The sequence below is a fragment of the Streptomyces sp. NPDC087845 genome, assembly GCF_044742755.1.
Lineage (GTDB): Bacteria > Actinomycetota > Actinomycetes > Streptomycetales > Streptomycetaceae > Streptomyces.
Genome location: NZ_JBIUVC010000007.1, coordinates 352,833 through 371,048, shown reverse-complemented (window position 1 = coordinate 371,048; position 18,216 = coordinate 352,833). Strand labels below are relative to the sequence as shown.

At 69.0% G+C, this 18,216-nt stretch carries 17 protein-coding genes and 1 riboswitch; of the genes, 11 read left to right on the top strand and 6 right to left on the bottom strand.

Annotated features, from left to right (window positions below):
- Nucleotides 1-141: 141 nt before the first annotated feature.
- On the bottom strand, nt 142-1,620 hold the full coding sequence (locus ACIOMQ_RS20665) for a hypothetical protein (protein ID WP_401264806.1): 1,479 nt from the start codon (nt 1,618-1,620) through the stop codon (nt 142-144).
- Nucleotides 1,621-1,760: 140 nt separating this feature from the next.
- Entirely contained in the window at nt 1,761-1,958 is a 198-nt protein-coding gene (locus ACIOMQ_RS20660; protein ID WP_362204390.1) for a hypothetical protein, read from the bottom strand.
- A gap of 159 nt (nt 1,959-2,117) precedes the next feature.
- Between ACIOMQ_RS20660 and ACIOMQ_RS20655 the strand changes: the two genes are divergently transcribed.
- Entirely contained in the window at nt 2,118-3,092 is a 975-nt protein-coding gene (locus tag ACIOMQ_RS20655; RefSeq protein WP_362204393.1) for a carbohydrate kinase family protein, read from the top strand.
- 12 nt (nt 3,093-3,104) lie between these two features.
- Here ACIOMQ_RS20655 and ACIOMQ_RS20650 read toward each other — a convergent pair whose 3' ends face one another.
- Nucleotides 3,105-4,487 carry a cysteine desulfurase/sulfurtransferase TusA family protein gene (locus ACIOMQ_RS20650; RefSeq protein ID WP_402189739.1) on the bottom strand — a complete coding sequence of 461 codons (1,383 nt, stop codon included), beginning with the start codon at nt 4,485-4,487 and terminating at the stop codon, nt 3,105-3,107.
- Nucleotides 4,488-4,757: 270 nt separating this feature from the next.
- Between ACIOMQ_RS20650 and coxB the strand changes: the two genes are divergently transcribed.
- The 4 genes from coxB (at nt 4,758) to ACIOMQ_RS20630 (ending at nt 9,226) form a co-directional block, all read left to right on the top strand.
- Nucleotides 4,758-5,720, top strand: coding sequence for a cytochrome c oxidase subunit II (gene coxB, locus ACIOMQ_RS20645; RefSeq protein ID WP_362204399.1), 963 nt, complete (start codon nt 4,758-4,760; stop codon nt 5,718-5,720).
- Complete coding sequence (ctaD, locus tag ACIOMQ_RS20640; RefSeq protein WP_362204402.1) at nt 5,717-7,453, top strand: cytochrome c oxidase subunit I; 1,737 nt, start codon at nt 5,717-5,719, stop codon at nt 7,451-7,453. The genes coxB and ctaD overlap by 4 nt, the downstream gene beginning before the upstream one ends.
- Nucleotides 7,450-7,848, top strand: coding sequence for a cytochrome c oxidase subunit 4 (locus tag ACIOMQ_RS20635; protein WP_362204405.1), 399 nt, complete (start codon nt 7,450-7,452; stop codon nt 7,846-7,848). The genes ctaD and ACIOMQ_RS20635 overlap by 4 nt, the downstream gene beginning before the upstream one ends.
- Nucleotides 7,849-7,966: 118 nt before the next feature.
- Nucleotides 7,967-9,226: an Ig-like domain-containing protein gene (locus ACIOMQ_RS20630; RefSeq protein ID WP_362204408.1), complete on the top strand. Its 1,260-nt coding sequence runs from the start codon at nt 7,967-7,969 to the stop codon at nt 9,224-9,226.
- 58 nt (nt 9,227-9,284) lie between these two features.
- On the opposite strand, the gene ACIOMQ_RS20625 is transcribed toward ACIOMQ_RS20630, so the two are convergent.
- On the bottom strand, nt 9,285-9,686 hold the full coding sequence (locus tag ACIOMQ_RS20625) for a hypothetical protein (RefSeq protein ID WP_362204411.1): 402 nt from the start codon (nt 9,684-9,686) through the stop codon (nt 9,285-9,287).
- Nucleotides 9,687-9,873: 187 nt separating this feature from the next.
- Here ACIOMQ_RS20625 and ACIOMQ_RS20620 point away from each other — a divergent pair, with 187 nt between their 5' ends.
- The 6 genes from ACIOMQ_RS20620 to ACIOMQ_RS20595 all read left to right on the top strand — a co-directional run bounded on the left by ACIOMQ_RS20620 (nt 9,874) and on the right by ACIOMQ_RS20595 (nt 16,981).
- Nucleotides 9,874-10,494 carry a heme-copper oxidase subunit III gene (locus ACIOMQ_RS20620; RefSeq protein ID WP_362204414.1) on the top strand — a complete coding sequence of 207 codons (621 nt, stop codon included), beginning with the start codon at nt 9,874-9,876 and terminating at the stop codon, nt 10,492-10,494.
- A 62-nt stretch (nt 10,495-10,556) separates the two neighbouring features.
- Nucleotides 10,557-11,366 carry a c-type cytochrome gene (locus ACIOMQ_RS20615; RefSeq protein ID WP_402189736.1) on the top strand — a complete coding sequence of 270 codons (810 nt, stop codon included), beginning with the start codon at nt 10,557-10,559 and terminating at the stop codon, nt 11,364-11,366.
- Entirely contained in the window at nt 11,363-12,415 is a 1,053-nt protein-coding gene (locus ACIOMQ_RS20610) for a Rieske 2Fe-2S domain-containing protein (RefSeq protein WP_362204420.1), read from the top strand. Before ACIOMQ_RS20615 ends, ACIOMQ_RS20610 begins: the two co-directional genes overlap by 4 nt.
- On the top strand, nt 12,412-14,037 hold the full coding sequence (locus tag ACIOMQ_RS20605; protein WP_362204423.1) for a cytochrome bc complex cytochrome b subunit: 1,626 nt from the start codon (nt 12,412-12,414) through the stop codon (nt 14,035-14,037). Before ACIOMQ_RS20610 ends, ACIOMQ_RS20605 begins: the two co-directional genes overlap by 4 nt.
- 126 nt (nt 14,038-14,163) lie before the next feature.
- A complete protein-coding gene (gene trpD, locus ACIOMQ_RS20600) occupies nt 14,164-15,228 on the top strand; it encodes an anthranilate phosphoribosyltransferase (RefSeq protein ID WP_362204426.1) in 1,065 nt (354 codons plus the stop codon).
- 83 nt (nt 15,229-15,311) lie between these two features.
- Nucleotides 15,312-15,429, top strand: a riboswitch (SAM riboswitch).
- Nucleotides 15,430-15,604: 175 nt separating this feature from the next.
- Nucleotides 15,605-16,981: an aminotransferase class V-fold PLP-dependent enzyme gene (locus ACIOMQ_RS20595; RefSeq protein ID WP_362204429.1), complete on the top strand. Its 1,377-nt coding sequence runs from the start codon at nt 15,605-15,607 to the stop codon at nt 16,979-16,981.
- Nucleotides 16,982-17,061: 80 nt separating this feature from the next.
- Here ACIOMQ_RS20595 and ACIOMQ_RS20590 read toward each other — a convergent pair whose 3' ends face one another.
- Nucleotides 17,062-17,343 carry an Lrp/AsnC ligand binding domain-containing protein gene (locus tag ACIOMQ_RS20590; protein WP_362204432.1) on the bottom strand — a complete coding sequence of 94 codons (282 nt, stop codon included), beginning with the start codon at nt 17,341-17,343 and terminating at the stop codon, nt 17,062-17,064.
- Complete coding sequence (locus ACIOMQ_RS20585) at nt 17,340-18,092, bottom strand: rhomboid family intramembrane serine protease (protein WP_362204435.1); 753 nt, start codon at nt 18,090-18,092, stop codon at nt 17,340-17,342. The genes ACIOMQ_RS20590 and ACIOMQ_RS20585 overlap by 4 nt, the downstream gene beginning before the upstream one ends.
- Nucleotides 18,093-18,216: the final 124 nt, after the last annotated feature.

The window sequence follows — 18,216 nt, the reverse complement described above, 5'->3', positions numbered from 1 at the left end:
CTACAACCCCCCCGCCCCCTGCGGCGCCCTCCGCCGGTCGCACCCGGTCATGCGCGGGGGCGGGGGGGGGGGGGGGCCGGCCCGCGCGGGGGCGCCCCCCCCCCCCCCCCCCCCCGCCTCTGTTGTGTACGGGCTCCGGCGTCAGGCGCGGGGCACATCGCCGCCCGACGCGGCGTCGACCACCGTCCGGTCACCGAGCGGCGCGTCCAGTGTCACCGTCCGGGTCAGCTCCTTGGCGATCATGATGCAGGTCTTCTTCTCGGCCGGCTTCGACTCCGCCACCGCCACCCGCACCGCCGTCCCGCTCTCGGTCGCGCTCGCCGTGTACGTGCTGCACACCCCGCCCCAGAATGTCACCGACAGGGTCCTCCCGTCGGTGCTGTACGAGAGGATCTGCCGCGAGGACTTTCCGGCGTCCACCGGGGGCGGGGTCGCCGAGGAGGGCGCGGCCTTCGTCAGGTACGCGGGGTCCACGGCGATCTGCGACACGGTGGTGCCCGTGCCGCCCGCGGCCGGCCGTACCGAGAAGAGCCAGGACGGTACGAGCGTCTGCTTGCCCGCCACGTACTGTTTCGTCAGCCCGAACGCCGCCCTGTCGATCGTCACGGTCGTCGTCGGCCGCTCCGCACCGGTCCGCGTCCCGCAGTGGGCCGCCGGCGATTTCAGGCCGTCCCGCAGAGGTACGGGGGTGGCGCAGCCGCCGATGTCCGCGCGCCCGTCCGTCCGGGACGTCGCCCCGTTCAACTGCTTCAGTGCCTCGCCCGCGCTGATGACCGGATAGCTGTCGCCCTTCTCCAGGCCCTTCAACTGCCCGCTGCCGCCGACGACTTCACCTTCGGAACCCACCTGGATCCCGGTCGACCAGCCATGGGTGGGAAGTCCGTCCACCACCGGGTCGGCGTTCACCACCCGTACCGAACCCATGAGCCGGCGGGAGTCGAGGGCGGCACCGTCCTGGCCCACCGCCTTCAGGACCGGCGCCGCGGCAGCCCGGGCGGCGCTCTCGCCCACCGGGGATCCGCCGCCGCCCGGGGCCGTCTGCCTGCCCGAACAGGCCGTGGTCTTCTCACAGTTGTCCGTACCGCCGGAGCCGTACCGGGCGAAACTCCAGGTGCCGGGGGCCTGCTTGTCCACCTGTAGGACCGGGCCCGATCCGTCCCCCTCGGACCCCACCTTCCAGGACGTGCCCTCGGCCCGTGGCGTGCCCCCGAGACCCAGCGCCTTCGCCAGCCGGGCCACCTCCGCCGCGGTGACCGTCCCCTCCGCGCGCTGCACCGCCGCCGTGCGCGGGCCCTCGGGCAGTTCGCCGGAGGCGCGGTAGACCACCCGGCCGCCGTGCGGATCGGGCTCGCCCGGCGCGATGCCCGGTGCGGCCCCCGGCGAGGACCCGCCGGGGGCCGCCGGGGCGCCCGCGCGCCCGTCCAGGGCCAGTGGGGGAGGGGTGGGCTCCCCGCGGCCGGCCGCGTTGCCGCCGCTCCTGCCGCCACCGTCCGCGGCGGTGGCGGCCCAGTACGCGCCACCGCCCCCGGCCAGCAGTACGGCTGCCGCCACCGAGGCCACGGCGAGCGGCGAACGCCGCCGGGGGCCGGTCACGTCGTTGTCGGGTCGCTCGGTGCTCACCGGATCCGCTCCTTCGCCTGCGTTGCCGTCACAGGCCCTCACACGGCCTGCCGTCCGCCCAGCGGGTGGGGGACAACGGTGGGACGGGGCGCAGGAGCGCTCGGTTCCCTCGGGGGCGTCGGACGCGATCGGTGCCGGTCTCAGTCGCCGTACTCGGACATGGCGTCGATCAGCCGCGCGGAGGCGGCCGGCACCGTCACGCCGTGGATCAGGGACGGGGCGACCGGAGCGGGGGCGGACTTCGCGGGGACCACCCAGTGCGGAGCCATCCGCGCGCAGTCACCGCGCAGCTCGGCCAGGCTGATCTCGGACTCGCGCATAGCGCTGTGGTTCGACATAACCGCACCGTAGGCACCGCACGCCCTGAGAAGAAAGACCTACTATCGGGTAGTTTTCCCCCCTTCAGGGCGCGCATGTGAAGCGGGTAGCGTGAACTGTCACGCCGCCCCGGGAACGCAGTCACCCGTTCCCCCCGATCTCCGCAGGAGCAGTTTCCCGTGCGAATCGCAGTCACCGGCTCCATTGCCACCGATCACCTCATGACCTTCCCCGGCCGTTTCGCCGACCAGCTGGTCGCGGATCAGCTGCACACGGTCTCGCTCTCCTTCCTGGTCGACAACCTCGACGTGCGCCGGGGCGGTGTCGCCGCCAACATCTGCTTCGGTATGGGCCTGCTGGGCACCCGTCCGATCCTGGTCGGCGCCGCGGGCTCCGACTTCGACGAGTACCGTGCCTGGCTCGACCGCCACGGCGTCGACACGGATTCGGTCCGGATCTCCGAGGTCCTGCACACCGCGCGCTTCGTCTGCACGACGGACGCGGACCACAACCAGATCGGCTCCTTCTACACGGGCGCGATGAGCGAGGCCCGGCTCATCGAGCTGAAGGCCGTCGCCGACCGCGTCGGCGGCCTCGACCTCGTCTCCATCGGCGCCGACGACCCCGAGGGGATGCTCCGCCACACCGAGGAGTGCCGCTCGCGCGGCATCCCGTTCGCCGCGGACTTCTCGCAGCAGATCGCCCGGATGAACGGCGACGAGATCCGGATCCTCCTCGACGGCGCCACGTACCTCTTCTCCAACGAGTACGAGAAGGGGCTCATCGAGTCCAAGACCGGCTGGAGCGACGAGCAGATCCTGGCCAAGGTCGGCCACCGGGTCACCACGCTCGGCGCCCGCGGTGTCCGGATCGAGCGGGCCGGCCACGAGGCCATCGAGGTCGGCTGCCCGGAGGAGGAGATCAAGGCCGACCCGACCGGTGTCGGCGACGCCTTCCGCGCCGGTTTCCTCTCCGGTCTCGCCTGGGGCGTCGGCCTGGAGCGCGCCGCCCAGGTCGGCTGCATGCTCGCCACCCTGGTCATCGAGACCGTCGGCACCCAGGAGTACACGCTGCGCCGCGCCCACTTCATGGACCGCTTCACCAAGGCGTACGGCCACGCAGCCGCCGCCGAGGTCCACACGCACCTGGGCTGACCCCGGAGAACCTCAGGTGAGCCGGCGGACCACATAGGCCGAGCCGCGGTCCGCCGGCTCCTCGCCCACGTACTCCTGCTCGCGCATCGCGCACCAGGCGGGGATGTCCAGGCGCGCCGCCTCGTCGTCGGAGAGCACGGTCACCGTGCCGCCCAGCGGTACCTCCCCGATCACCTTGGCGAGCTCGATCACGGGGATCGGGCACCGCCTCCCGAGGGCATCGACCACCAGGGACGGTGCCGCGGCGGGGGAGGGAGGAGCCGAAACAGGCGCCCCCAGCCTCTCCCGCACCTCCGCCACCACCCGGGGCAGCACGTCCAGGAAGCGGTCGACGTCCCCGTCCGCCGTGCCGGACGGCAGCGACACCCGTACGTTCCCCTCCGACAGCACCCCCATCGCCTTGAGCACATGGCTCGGAATCAGCGTGCTGCTGGTGCAGGAGGAACCGGACGACACGGAGAAACCGGCCCGGTCCAGTTCATGGAGCAGTGTCTCTCCGTCGACATAGAGACAGGAGAAGGTCACCAGATGCGGCAGCCGCCGCACCGGATCGCCGACCACCTCCACATCGGGCACCAACTGCGGCACCCGGGCCCTGAGGCGGTCCACCAGGGACCGCAGCCGTACGGATTCGGCCACCGCCTCCGTCCGCACCGCCCGCAGCGACGCCGCCGCGGCCACGATCGCCGGAAGGTTCTCGAACCCCGCGGCCCGACCGGACTCCCGTTCGCCGGCCGGTCCTTGAGCCGCGAACCGCACCCCCTTGCGCACCGCCAGCAGCCCGACCCCCGAGGGCCCGCCCCACTTGTGCGCGCTGGCCGCCAGCAGCGACCAGCCGTCCGGCACCCGCCCCCAGCCCAGCGACTGCGCGGCGTCCACCAGCAGCGGCACCCCCGCCGCCCGGCAGACCTCCGCCACCTCGGCCACCGGCTGCTCGGTGCCGACCTCGTGATTGGCCGACTGCAGACAGGCCAGTGCGGTGTCCTCGCACAGCGCGTCCGCGTAGGCCGCCGCGCTCACCGCCCCCGACCGGTCGACCGCGACCTCGGAGACCGATCCGCCCCCCGCCTCATGGGCGGCGGCCGAATGGAGCACCGACGAGTGCTCGACCGAGGAGACGACCAGATGACGGCCGACACGCCGACGCCCCGCGAGCGCTCCGGACATCCCGGAGTGCACCGCCAGGGTCCCCGAAGGAGTGAACGTGAGCTCGTCCGGACGGCACCCGACGGCCTCCGCGGCGGCCTCCCGGGCCGCGTCGAGCAGCAGCCGGGCCCGCCGCCCCTCGCGGTAGAGCCTGGCCGGGTCGGCCCACCCCTCGTCCAGCGCGGCAAGCAGCGCCTGGCGGGCGACGGGGTGCAGGGGGGCGGAGGAAGCGGCGTCGAAGTAGGGCACGCCGCCACGCTAGCCCGCGCCGGGTCCGGGCCCGGGGAGGGGCCGCCCGGACGGCCGGGAGAGGGGGCGTCAGATGGCGGCCGGAGGCCCGTATTCCACCCCTTCGGGGACCCGGACGGCGCGTTGGGCACCCTCCCCGCGCGGCCCCAAATGGCGTCCAGTAGGGTTTGGTCCGCATAAACATCCAAACCCCTGCCCGCGTCAGGGCGGCGACCGACCAGAAAGACGGCCGCGCCGACCGCGCGGGCGAGACTCTCGGGAAGGCGCTACGTGAGTCCCAACGGCTCCGACCGCTCGTCGCGGCGCCCGATGCGGCGGAAGCTGCCGCAGGTGCTGACTGCGGGCCTGATCCTGGCGACCGCAACCGGTTGCACATACAAGGACTTCCCCCGCCTTGGTATGCCCACGCCGGTAACGGAAGAGGCACCTAGGATCCTTTCCCTCTGGCAGGGCTCGTGGGCGGCAGCGCTCGCCACGGGTGTGCTGGTCTGGGGTCTGATCCTGTGGAGCGTCATCTTCCACCGGCGCAGTCGCACCAAGGTCGAGGTTCCTCCGCAGACCAGGTACAACATGCCCATCGAGGCGCTGTACACCGTGGTCCCCCTGATCATCGTCTCGGTGTTGTTCTACTTCACCGCGCGCGATGAATCGAAGCTCCTCACGCTCTCCCCGAAGCCCGCCCACACGGTCAACGTGGTCGGCTACCAGTGGAGCTGGGGATTCAACTACATCGAGAACGTGGACGGCTCGACCGCCACGGGCAACAAGATCCCCAAGGAACTGGACGCCATCCCGGACCGGTTCCGCAAGGACTTCCCCAAGGGTGCCGAGGGCGTCTACGACTACGGCATCCCGGGAACGCGGAACCCGCAGAACGGCAACCCGGGTCCGACCCTGTGGCTGCCGAAGGGCGAGAAGGTCCGCTTCGTCCTGACTTCGCGTGACGTCATCCACTCCTTCTGGGTGGTGCCGTTCCTCATGAAGCAGGACGTCTTTCCGGGCCACACCAACGCCTTCGAGGTGACCCCCAACCAGGAGGGCACCTTCATGGGCAAGTGCGCCGAGCTCTGCGGCGCCGACCACTCCCGGATGCTCTTCAACGTCAAGGTCGTCTCCCCGGAGCGCTACCAGGCGCACCTCAAGGAGCTGGCGAAGAAGGGCCAGACGGGCTACGTGCCGGCCGGCATCGCGCAGACTGACCCGGCCAGGAATGCGGAGACGAACAAACTGTGAGCATCCTCAACGAACCTCAGGGTGCCGCGGCAGCAGACGACTCGTACGAGGACGAGCTGCCGGTCCGGCGCAAGCAGCCGGGAAACGTCGTCATCAAGTGGCTGACCACCACTGACCACAAGACGATCGGCACGATGTACCTGGTCACATCGTTCGCGTTCTTCTGCATCGGCGGTCTGATGGCGCTCTTCATGCGCGCCGAACTGGCCCGTCCCGGCACGCAGATCATGTCGAACGAGCAGTTCAACCAGGCGTTCACGATGCACGGCACGATCATGCTGCTGATGTTCGCGACGCCGCTGTTCGCCGGGTTCGCGAACTGGATCATGCCGTTGCAGATCGGCGCGCCCGACGTGGCGTTCCCGCGGTTGAACATGTTCGCGTACTGGCTGTACCTCTTCGGCTCGATCATCGCGGTGGCCGGCTTCCTCACCCCGCAGGGCGCTGCCGACTTCGGCTGGTTCGCCTACTCCCCGCTCTCGGACGCGGTCCGTTCGCCGGGTGTCGGCGCCGACATGTGGATCATGGGTCTGGCCTTCTCCGGCTTCGGCACGATCCTCGGCTCGGTCAACTTCATCACCACGATCATCTGCATGCGTGCCCCTGGCATGACGATGTTCCGCATGCCGATCTTCGTCTGGAACGTCCTGCTGACCGGTGTGCTGGTCCTGCTGGCCTTCCCGGTTCTCGCCGCCGCGCTCTTCGCGCTGGAGGCGGACCGCAAATTCGGTGCGCATGTATTCGATGCGGCCAATGGCGGCCCATTGCTCTGGCAACACCTCTTCTGGTTCTTCGGCCATCCAGAGGTGTACATCATCGCCCTGCCATTCTTCGGAATCATTTCCGAAGTGATCCCGGTGTTCAGCCGCAAGCCGATGTTCGGCTACATCGGCCTGATCAGCGCGACGATCGCGATCGCGGGCCTCTCCGTGACCGTGTGGGCACACCACATGTACGTCACCGGCGGTGTGCTGCTGCCGTTCTTCTCGTTCATGACATTCCTCATCGCGGTACCGACCGGTGTGAAGTTCTTCAACTGGATCGGCACGATGTGGAAGGGGTCGCTGTCCTTCGAGACACCGATGCTCTGGGCCGTCGGCTTCCTGATCACCTTCACCTTCGGTGGTCTGACCGGTGTGATCCTGGCGTCGCCCCCGATGGACTTCCACGTCTCGGACTCGTACTTCGTCGTCGCGCACTTCCACTACGTCATCTTCGGCACCGTGGTCTTCGCGATGTTCTCCGGATTCCACTTCTGGTGGCCGAAGTTCACCGGGAAGATGCTGGACGAGCGGCTCGGCAAGATCACGTTCTGGACGCTGTTCGTGGGCTTCCACGGCACGTTCCTGGTGCAGCACTGGCTGGGTGCCGAGGGCATGCCGCGTCGTTACGCGGACTACCTCGCCGCGGACGGCTTCACCGCGCTGAACACGATCTCGACGATCTCCTCGTTCCTGCTCGGCCTGTCGATGCTGCCGTTCTTCTACAACGTGTGGAAGACCGCCAAGTACGGCAAGAAGGTCGAGGTCGACGACCCGTGGGGCTACGGCCGTTCGCTGGAGTGGGCGACCTCCTGCCCGCCGCCGCGGCACAACTTCCTCACCCTGCCGCGGATCCGTTCCGAATCCCCGGCGTTCGACCTGCACCACCCGGAGATCGCGGCGCTCGAACTGCTGGAGCCCCACTCCGAGGGTGACAAGGCCCTCGCTGGTGGCAAGGAGGCCGGCAAGTGAAGATCCAGGGCAAGATGTTCCTCTGGCTGAGCGTCTTCATCCTCGCCATGGCCGTCACGTACGGCGTGTGGTCGAAGGAGCCGGCCGGTACCACCGCGCTCGTCCTGGCCTTCGGCCTGAGCGTCATGATCGGCTTCTACCTGGCCTTCACGGCGCAGCGGGTCGACGCCATGGCTCAGGACAACAAGGAGGCCGATGTCGCGGACGAGGCCGGCGAGGTGGGGTTCTTCTCCCCGCACAGCTGGCAGCCGCTCTCGCTGGCGGTCGGCGGTGCCCTCGCCTTCCTGGGCATCGTCTTCGGCTGGTGGCTGCTCTACTTCTCGGCCCCGATGATCCTGATCGGCCTGTTCGGCTGGGTCTTCGAGTACTACCGCGGTGAGAACCGCACCCAGTGACCTCGCGTCACCGCTCCACCTGACGGGGGGCCCGTACTTCTCCACCAAAAGAAGTACGGGCCCCCCGTTTGCAGTCACATTGCGTGCTAATAGGGATGAATCTCCATAACGTGTGTTCATGGACCACACGCCGCGCTTCCGCCCCGTAGTGAGCAGCATTCTGCTGGTCGTGACCCTGGTCGCTGGTGTGACCGCCTGCGGGGGGTCCGACGGCCATCCGCTCGCGGCGAAACCGTACGACGCGGTGGACGAGATCTCCTCCAACATCCCCGCGGGCGACGAGAAGGCCGACTCCGAGAAGCCGCTCGAAGTCACCGTCGACGACGACGGCCGGATCACGGACGTGTCGGCCGTGGACGCGACCGGCCGCCACGTGGCCGGCGAGCTCGACGCCGACGGGAGGCGCTGGATCTCCACCTCACCGCTCGCCGCCGGCACCCACTACACCGTCCGGGTCAGCATGGAGGACGACGACGGCGACCCGGGCAGCCGCACGCTCTCCTTCGAGACCGCCTCCGTCCGGGCCAAGAAGCTCCTGAAGGTCACCTTCGGCCCCCAGGCGGGCACCTATGGCGTCGGACAGCCCATCACGGCGGAACTCAGCGCCCCGGTCAAGGACAAGGCGTCCAGGGCCGTCGTGGAGCGTGCCCTGCGGGTCCGCTCCAAGCCCGCCGTGACCGGCTCCTGGTACTGGGTCGACGACAAGATCCTGCACTACCGGCCCAAGGAGTACTGGCCCGCCAAGGCCACCATCGACGTGACCAGCGGCCTGGCCGGTGTCAAGGTCACCGACACCCTCTACGGAGCCCCGTCGAAGGCGCTGAAGCTCACCACGGGCGACCGCGTCGAGGCCATCACGGACGCCGCCGCGCACACGATGACCGTCAAGCGCAACGGGAAAGTGATCAACACCATTCCGGTGACCACCGGCAAACCCGGCTTCTCCACTCGAAACGGCGTCAAGGTCGTGCTGAGCAAGGAGTACTCCGTACGCATGCGCGGAGAGACGATCGGCATCTCGGAGGGCTCGGACGACTCGTACGACCTGCTGGTCTACTACGCGACCCGCGTCACCTGGAGCGGCGAGTACGTGCACGCGGCCCCCTGGTCCACCGGTTCGCAGGGGTACGCGAACGTCAGCCACGGCTGTACGGGCATGAGCACCAGCCTCGCCGAGTGGTTCTTCAACACCGTGCGCACGGGCGACGTCGTCCAGGTCGTCGGCAGCCAGGGCGAGACGATGACGCCGTTCGACAACGGCTTCGGCGACTGGAACCTGTCCTGGGCGAAATGGCAGCAGGGCAGTGCGCTGCAGAAGAACGCCACCCCGGACCGCTCGGACACGATCCAGGCGGCGCGGCTGCGCCCCGAGGTCTGACCGGCCCGGGGGGTGCGCGCCTCCCCGGCGGGACCGGGGACAGGGGCGCGGCGGTTCCTCAGGCGTCCACGCAGTCCCTGCTGCGCAGCAGGGCCGCCAGGGCGTCCGCGAACCCGACCGGTTCGACCGGCAGGGTCACCGCGGCGTCCGCACGGCTCCAGGTGGCCAGCCAGGCGTCCTGGGGGCGTCCCATCAGCAGCAGCACGGGCGGGCAGTGGAAGATCTCGTCCTTGATCTGCCGGCAGACGCCCATGCCGCCCGCGGGAGCCGTCTCGCCGTCCAGGACGCAGACGTCGATGCCGCCGTTGTCCAGCGCGTCCAGGACGGCGGGCAGCGTGGCGCACTCCAGGAACTCCACCGGTGGTACGTCGGCCGCGGGCCTGCGCCCGGCTGCCAGCCTCACCTGCTCACGGATGTTGGCGTCGTCGCTGTAGACCAGGACCGTGGCGGTCGGCTGCATTGTTCCTCCGTGACATCTGTGTCTTCGGGGCTTTCCGGGCATGAACCGATGCGCGGATCGTACTCTGCCCGATGGCCTGTCAGCACCGTCCGGGACGGCGGATTCATGGGCCGTTCGGGGAGGGCACACCCTGTTGACACACCGAACGGCACCCCCCGGAGTGAGGGCGGGATAAGGGACCGACATAATGTCGGTCGTGGCGACAGCAACGACAGTAGAAACCGGGCACGCGCACCCGTCGGTCAATCGACCGAACCTCACCAGCGTCGGAACCATCATCTGGTTGAGTTCCGAGCTGATGTTCTTCGCGGCCCTCTTCGCGATGTACTTCACCCTGCGATCGGTGACCGGACCGGAGCACTGGAAGGAAATGGCTTCGGCCCTGAACTTCCCGTTCTCGGCGACGAACACCACGATCCTGGTGCTCTCCTCACTCACCTGCCAGCTCGGCGTCTTCGCCGCGGAGCGGGGCGATGTGAAGAAGCTCCGTACCTGGTTCGTGATCACTTTCGTGATGGGTGCGATCTTCATCGGAGGCCAGGTCTTCGAGTACACCGAGCTGGTGAAGAAGGACGGCCTCTCGCTGTCCTCCGACCCGTACGGCTCGGTGTTCTACCTGACGACCGGCTTCCACGGGCTGCACGTGACAGGCGGTCTCATCGCCTTCCTGCTCGTTCTGGGCAGGACGTACGCAGCCAAGAGGTTCACCCACGAACAGGCGACCGCAGCCATCGTCGTGTCCTATTACTGGCACTTCGTCGATGTCGTGTGGATCGGCCTCTTCGCCACGATCTACATGATCAAGTAACCGGGCTCGAACCCGAACCACATCCAGCATCGACGCAGAAGATCCTGACACCGGGGTAATCCGTGAAAAAGCTCTCCGCACGACGACGCCATCCGTTGGCGGCGGTCGTCGTACTACTCCTCGCGCTGGCGGCCACTGGGGGGCTGTACGCCGCGTTTGCGCCCGCGAGTAAGGCGCAGGCCGACGAAACCGCCCAGTCCCTCGCCATCGACGAGGGCAAGAAGCTGTACTCCGTCGGTTGCGCCAGCTGCCACGGAACCGGCGGTCAGGGCACCACCGACGGGCCGAGCCTGGTCGGCGTGGGCTCCGCCGCCGTGGACTTCCAGGTCGGTACGGGCCGTATGCCGGCGCAGCAGCCGGGCGCCCAGGTACCGAAGAAGAAGGTCATCTACAGCCAGGCCGAGATCGACCAGCTCGCGGCGTACGTCGCCTCGCTCGGCGCCGGTCCGATTGTTCCGACCAAGAGCCAGGTCAGCCCTGACGGCGCGGACATCGCCAAGGGTGGCGACCTGTTCCGTACCAACTGCGCTCAGTGCCACAACTTCACCGGTGAGGGGGGTGCGCTGACGAACGGCAAGTACGCGCCCAGCCTCGAAGGCGTGGACCCGAAGCACATCTACGAGGCCATGCAGACCGGCCCGCAGAGCATGCCGTCCTTCCCGGACACGACGATGCCCGAGCAGCAGAAGCGGGACATCATCGCGTACATCAAGACCATGAACAGCGCCCAGTCGGAGAACCCGGGTGGTCTCAAGCTGGGTGGCCTGGGGCCGGTCAGCGAAGGCTTGTTCGCCTGGATCTTCGGGCTCGGCGCACTGATCGCACTTGCCATTTGGGTCGCGGCCCACACCGCTAAGGCCAAGAAGTCATGAGTAGCCAAGAGATTCCAGACGAGAACCTGCCCGCTGAGCAGGACCCCGCGCACGGCGCGGTAAAGGTCGCGGACGACCCGTTCGCCGACCCCGGGCTGCCGGCCCACAAGCCGCGCATCCAGGACATCGACGAACGTGCCGCGAAGCGCTCCGAGCGCACCGTCGCGCTCATGTTCACCGTGTCCATGCTGGCGACGGTCGGCTTCATCGCCTCGTACGTCGTCTTCCCGGTCGACAAGATCGTGTACATCTGGCCCTTCGGCCATGTGAGCGCGCTCAACTTCTCCCTGGGGCTGACCCTGGGTGTGGCCCTCTTCGCGATCGGCGCCGGTGCCGTCCACTGGGCACGCACCCTGATGTCCGACGTGGAGGTCGCCGACGACCGGCACGCCATCGAGGCCACGCCCGAGGTCAAGGCGAAGGTCCTCGCGGACTTCGCGGCCGGTGCCGAGGAGTCCGCGCTCGGCCGGCGCAAGCTGATCCGCAACACCATGTTCGGCGCGCTGGCCCTGGTGCCGCTCTCCGGTGTGGTGCTGCTGCGCGACCTCGGTCCGCTGCCGGAGAAGAAGCTCCGCAACACCCTGTGGGCCAAGGGCAAGCAGCTCATCAACATGAACACGATGGAGCCGCTGCGTCCCGAGGACGTCGCCGTCGGTTCGCTGACCTTCGCCATGCCCGAGGGGCTGTCGGAGGACGCGGAGGACTTCCAGAACCAGATCGCCAAGGCCGCACTGATGATCATCCGTATCCAGCCGGAGAACATCAAGGACAAGCGCGAGCGCGAGTGGGCCCACGAGGGCATCGTGGCCTTCTCCAAGATCTGCACCCACGTCGGCTGCCCGATCAGCCTGTACGAGCAGCAGACGCACCACGTGCTCTGCCCGTGCCACCAGTCCACCTTCGACCTCTCCGACGGCGCCCGCGTCATCTTCGGTCCGGCCGGTCACGCCCTTCCGCAGCTGCGGATCGGCGTGAACAGTGAGGGCAACCTCGAGGCGCTCGGTGACTTCGAAGAGCCCGTCGGTCCTGCATTCTGGGAGCGCGGATGAGTACTGCGACCGACACACAGCGCAAGGCGCCCGCCGGTGAGCGGGTGGCCGACTGGGCGGACGGCCGGCTCGGGATCTACTCCCTGGCCAAGGCCAACATGCGCAAGATCTTCCCGGACCACTGGTCCTTCATGCTCGGTGAGATCGCCCTCTACAGCTTCGTCATCATCATCCTCACGGGTGTGTACCTGACGCTGTTCTTCCACCCGAGCATGAACGAGGTCGTGTACCACGGCTCGTACGAGCCGATGCAGGGCATCCGGATGTCCGAGGCCTACGCCTCGACGCTGGACATCAGCTTCGACGTCCGCGGTGGTCTGCTGGTTCGCCAGATCCACCACTGGGCCGCGCTGATCTTCCTGGCCGGCATGTTCGTGCACATGATGCGCGTCTTCTTCACGGGCGCGTTCCGCAAGCCGCGCGAGATCAACTGGCTCTTCGGCTTCCTGCTGTTCGTGCTGGGCATGTTCACCGGCTTCACCGGCTACTCGCTCCCGGACGACCTGCTCTCCGGCACGGGTGTCCGCTTCACCCAGGGCGCGATCCTGTCGATGCCGATCGTCGGCACGTACATCTCGATGTTCCTGTTCGGCGGAGAGTTCCCCGGCCACGACTTCGTCGCCCGGTTCTACTCGATCCACATCCTGCTGCTGCCGGGCATCATGCTCGGTCTGCTGGTGGCGCACCTGATCCTGGTCTTCTACCACAAGCACACGCAGTTCGCGGGCCCCGGACGCAGCAACAAGAACGTCGTCGGCATGCCGCTGCTGCCGGTGTACATGGCGAAGGCCGGCGGGTTCTTCTTCCTGGTCTTCGGCATCATCGCCGTCATCGCGGCCATCGCCTCGATCAACCCGATCTGGGCCATCGGCCCGTACCGCCCGGACCAGGTGTCCACCGGCGCCCAGCCCGACTGGTACATGGGCTTCGCCGAGGGTCTGATCCGAGTGATGCCGGGCTGGGAGATCAACCTCTGGGGCCACACGCTGGTCCTGGGCGTGTTCATCCCGTTGATGGCCTTCGGACTGGTGCTCGCGATCATCGCGGTCTACCCGTTCGTCGAGTCCTGGATCACCGGGGACAAGCGCGAGCACCACATCCTGGACCGCCCGCGCAACGCCCCGACCCGGACGGCCTTCGGCGTCGCCTGGATCACCGAGTACGTCATCGTCTTCATCGGCGGTGGCAACGACCTGTGGGCCACGCACTTCCACCTGTCGCTGAACGCCATCTCCTGGTTCGTCCGGATCTTCATCTTCGTCGGCCCGGTCCTCGCGTTCGTCATCACCCGCCGGATCTGCCTCGGTCTCCAGCGCCGCGACAAGGAGAAGGTGCTGCACGGGCGCGAGTCCGGCATCATCAAGCGCCTGCCGCACGGCGAGTTCGTCGAGATCCACGAGCCGCTCGGTCCGGAGCAGCTGCACACGCTCACCGCGCACGAGCAGTACCAGCCGGTCGAGATCGGCCCGACGGTCGACGAGAACGGTGTCGAGCGCAAGGTGCCCGCCCTCCAGAAGCTGCGCGCCAAGCTCAGCAAGGGCTACTACGGCGGGGACAACCAGATCGCCAAGCCCACCGCCGAGGAGTACAAGGAGATCACCAGCGGCCACGGTCACCACTGATCGCCTGAACTGATCGCCACAGCAGGAGCCCCGTCCATCCGATGGACGGGGCTCTTCGCTGTCCCCGGCGCTCGATAGGGTGGGGGACATCCCCTTTTATCGGCTGTGGACCCCCAGGAGCGGACCATGAACGTTGTGACCCCGGTCGGCGGCGACAGCGTGGCGGACCGTTCCTGGCCCGGCGTGCTGAATCCGCTGCTGCGCGGCGAGGACCTGAACGCGGACGACACCGCGTGGGCGATGGACCGCATCATGAGCGGTGAGGCGACCGATGTGCAGATCGCCGGTTTCGCGGTGGCCCTGCGCGCCAAGGGCGAGACGGTCGACGAGGTGTCCGGCCTGGTGCGCGCGATGTACGAGCACGCCCACACCATCCACGTGCCCGGTCGCACGGTCGACATCGTCGGCACCGGCGGCGACCTCGCCAAGACGGTCAACATCTCCACGATGTCCGCGATCGTCGTCGCGGGTACCGGCGCCAAGGTCGTCAAGCACGGCAACCGCGCCTCCTCCTCGGCGAGCGGTTCCTCCGACGTGCTGGAGAAGCTCGGCGTCAATCTGGAGCTCAGCGCGCAGCGGGTCGTCGAGGTCGCCGAGGAGGCGGGCATCACCTTCTGCTTCGCGGTGAAGTTCCACCCCGCCCTGCGGTACGCCGCCAGGGCCCGCAAGGAGCTCGGCGCCCCGACGACGTTCAACATCCTCGGGCCGCTCACCAACCCGGCCAAGGTCCGCTCCCAGGCGATCGGCGTCGCCGACCTGCGGATGGCGCCCATCGTCGCCGGTGTCCTCGCCGAGCTCGGCAATTCGGCGCTGGTCTTCCGCGGTGACGACGGCCTGGACGAGCTGGCGACGACCGCGACCTCGCGCGTCTGGGTGGTCCGGGACGGAGCGGTGCGCGAGGAGGCGTTCGACCCGCGCGACGTCGGTCTGGAGCTGGTGCCGGCACAGGCGCTGCGCGGCGCCGACGCCTCGTACAACGCGGATGTGGCCCGCCGGGTGCTGGCGGGCGAGCAGGGGCCCGTACGGGAGGCCGTGCTGCTCAACTCGGCGGCGGCGCTGGTGGCCCTGGACCCGGCGGACGGCACGCTGAACGAGCAGCTGGCCGCAGGGATCGCGAAGGCCGCCGAGTCCATCGACTCGGGGGCGGCCCGGCAGGTGCTGGAGCGCTGGGTGGCGGTCAGCAACGCCTGAGCGGACGGAAAGTGACGCAGGGCGCGGTCCGGATCCTGGACCGCGCCTTGCGCGTCGACGTACGTATGGCAAGATGCTGCGCAGGTCATGAGTGACAGCGACTACGGCCCCGGCCCGCTGTCCGGCAACCCTCCGTCCGTGGCGGGGTGCCCCGGGTGAAGACCAGGCCGTAGGCAGCGAGGTCTGCGGCAAGCGCGGGCCCCTCGGCATCTGTGAATGCCAACCCCCGGGGTCCTGGTCCCTAGGGAGTCTCTTGTGAGCAAGCGAATGCGATAGGGCTTCTCGGCCCTCCTCCGCACACCCTTTTTCTCTTTCCGCTGCGCTGCCGCGTATCCGCCGGCGCACGCGATTCGCCTGCCTGTTACGGGAGTTCGCCATGTCTGTCTTCACCGCTGCCGCCGATCAGTCGCTTTGTTCCCCTCTGTCGGTTCTGGGCAAGGACGTAACGGTTCCGCTGGTCACGGGCGGCGAGGTCGCGTACGCCGCTCTGGACTACGCCGCCAGCGCCCCCGCCCTGCAGCGCGTCTGGGACGACATCGCCGCGTACGCCCCGTACTACGGCAGCGTCCACCGCGGCGCCGGGTACCTCTCGCAGCTCTCCACGGACCTCTTCGAGAACAGCCGCGCGACCGTCGCCGAGTTCCTCGGCTGCCGCGCGGACGACCAGGTGATCTTCACCCGCTCGACCACCGACTCCCTCAACCTGCTGGCCGCCGTCGTCCCCGCCGGCTGCCAGGTCTTCGTGTACGAGACCGAGCACCACGCCTCGCTGCTGCCGTGGCGCGACGCCCGGGTGACCTACCTGAACGCCCCGCGCACCCCGGCCCAGGCCGTCGAGACGCTGGAGCGGGCGCTCGCCGACCGCGACCCCTACGGCCCCGCGCTGGTCTGCGTCACCGGCGCCTCCAACGTCACCGGCGAGCTGTGGCCGGTGAAGGAGCTGGCGGCCGCCGCGCACGCCCACGGTGCCCGGATCGTGCTGGACGCGGCGCAGCTGGCCCCGCACCACCCCGTCGACATCGCGGAACTGGACGTCGACTGGGTCGCCTTCTCCGGGCACAAGCTGTACGCGCCGTTCGGCTCGGGGGTGCTCGCGGGCCGGGCCGACTGGCTGCAGGACGCCGAGCCGTACCTGGCCGGCGGCGGCGCCTCGCGCAGGGTCGCCCGCCGCGCCGATGGTGGCGTGGACGTCGAGTGGCACTCCACCGCCGCCCGCCACGAGGCCGGTTCCCCGAACGTCATCGGCGTGTACTCCATCGCCTCCGCCTGCAAGGCACTCACCGAGGCGGGCTTCGACCAGCTGGTCGCCCGGGAGCAGCACCTCGTCGCCGCCGTCCGGGCCGGACTCGCCGACGTCCCCGAGGTCAAGGTGCTCTCGCTGTTCGGCGACGACGCCCCGAGGGTCGGCGTCATCTCCTTCGTCGTGGAGGGCTGGAACAGCTCGCACTTCGCCGCCGCGCTCTCCGCCGAGTACGGCATCGGGGTCCGCGACGGACTGTTCTGTGCCCACCCGCTGGTCCGCACCCTGCTGGGCAGCGACCCGCAGGAGGTCGGCGAGTGCGGCGCGCCGGAGGCCGAGCCGGGCGAGAGCTCGCTCAACGCGATCCGGGTGAGTTTCGGGGCCGGTACGCCGGACGAGCACATCGAGCGCTTCGTCCGCGCCGTCGGGGAACTGGTGAGCGAGGGCGCCCAGTGGAAGTACCGCACCGAGGGTGGCCGCTGCGTTCCGGACCGGGGCACGGCGCAGCTCTGACGGCCGCGCAGCACTTCGGCGGGGGACGGACTCGGCTGCCCGTCCCCCGCCGAAGTGTCACGCCGCGGTGAGCGGCGTACCTACGCGTCGAGGCCGATGGCGAAGGCGGCCTCCAGGTCATGCTGCGAGTACGTACGGAAGGCCACATGCGTGTCGGTGGCCGCGACGCCGGGGATCTTGCTGATCCGGCCGGGGATGACGTCCGCCAGGTTGTCGTGCTTGGCCACCCGGACCATGGCGATCAGGTCGTACGTACCGGTGACCGAGAAGACCTCGCTGACGCTGTCCAGTGCGGCGATGGCCTCGGCGATCTCGGGAATCCGGTCCACGCTGGTTTTGATGAGCACGATCGCGGTGATCACGGCTGGTTTTCTCCCTCGGTGGCCGCGGCTGGTGACTTCACTCTATCCGTACGCCGGTAGCGTCCCCAGGCGTAGAGGAAGCCGAGGGCGAAGCCGACCACATGGGCCAGATAGGCCACGCCGGGCCCTCCGCTGCCCGCGCCCTGGACCGCCAGCCACTGCAGGACGAACCAGAAGATCAGCACGATCCAGGCGGGGAAGCGCAGCGGCAGGAAGAAGAGGAACGGGAACAGACTGGTGACCCGGGCCCTGGGGAACAGGTAGAGGAACGCCCCGAGCACCGCCGAGATCGCCCCCGACGCGCCGACGAGGGTCTGGTCGGACGTGGCGTGCGCGGCGGCGTAGGCGACCAGGGCGAGATAGCCGCAGGCAACGTAGAAGAAGGTGAACTCGGTACGCCCCATGCGCTCCTCGGCCATCGCCCCGAACACGTACAGGAAGAGCATGTTGCCGAGCAGATGCAGCCAGCTGCCGTGCACGAAGAGGGCGGTGAGCGGGGTGAGCAGGGCGCGTGCGGAGCCGTCCCACAGCTCGCTCGGGATCACGCCCCAGCGTTCGAAGTACCCGGCCTGGGCGGCGAGCAGGGCGTCGGCGGTGCCGGAGGGCGGGTTGAGCCCGGAGAGCGGGCTGATCAGGAACACCAGACAGCACAGGGCGATCAGGGCACGGGTCACCAAGGGGCCGCCCGGGGTGACCGTCCGTAGCAGCCCCCTGGTCAGCCTGCCGGCCGCAGCACGCCGATCGATCATGAACAGAGCATGACGCAAGCGGAGGGAACGGGACAGACCGCCTCGCCGTGTCGGGGGGACGCACTGAGGCCGTAGGGTAACCGCAGGACATCCGCAGTTCGACGGCGCACCGCGAGATCCTTGA

Coding starts and splice junctions, on each gene's coding strand:
- ACIOMQ_RS20660 (WP_362204390.1), bottom strand. CDS start 1,958: ATGTCGAACCACAGCGCTATGCGCGAGTCCGAGATCAGCCTGGCCGAG.
- ACIOMQ_RS20630 (WP_362204408.1), top strand. CDS start 7,967: ATGGACCACACGCCGCGCTTCCGCCCCGTAGTGAGCAGCATTCTGCTG.
- ACIOMQ_RS20625 (WP_362204411.1), bottom strand. CDS start 9,686: ATGCAGCCGACCGCCACGGTCCTGGTCTACAGCGACGACGCCAACATC.
- ACIOMQ_RS20620 (WP_362204414.1), top strand. CDS start 9,874: ATGTCGGTCGTGGCGACAGCAACGACAGTAGAAACCGGGCACGCGCAC.
- ACIOMQ_RS20610 (WP_362204420.1), top strand. CDS start 11,363: ATGAGTAGCCAAGAGATTCCAGACGAGAACCTGCCCGCTGAGCAGGAC.
- ACIOMQ_RS20605 (WP_362204423.1), top strand. CDS start 12,412: ATGAGTACTGCGACCGACACACAGCGCAAGGCGCCCGCCGGTGAGCGG.
- trpD (WP_362204426.1), top strand. CDS start 14,164: ATGAACGTTGTGACCCCGGTCGGCGGCGACAGCGTGGCGGACCGTTCC.
- ACIOMQ_RS20595 (WP_362204429.1), top strand. CDS start 15,605: ATGTCTGTCTTCACCGCTGCCGCCGATCAGTCGCTTTGTTCCCCTCTG.
- ACIOMQ_RS20585 (WP_362204435.1), bottom strand. CDS start 18,092: ATGATCGATCGGCGTGCTGCGGCCGGCAGGCTGACCAGGGGGCTGCTA.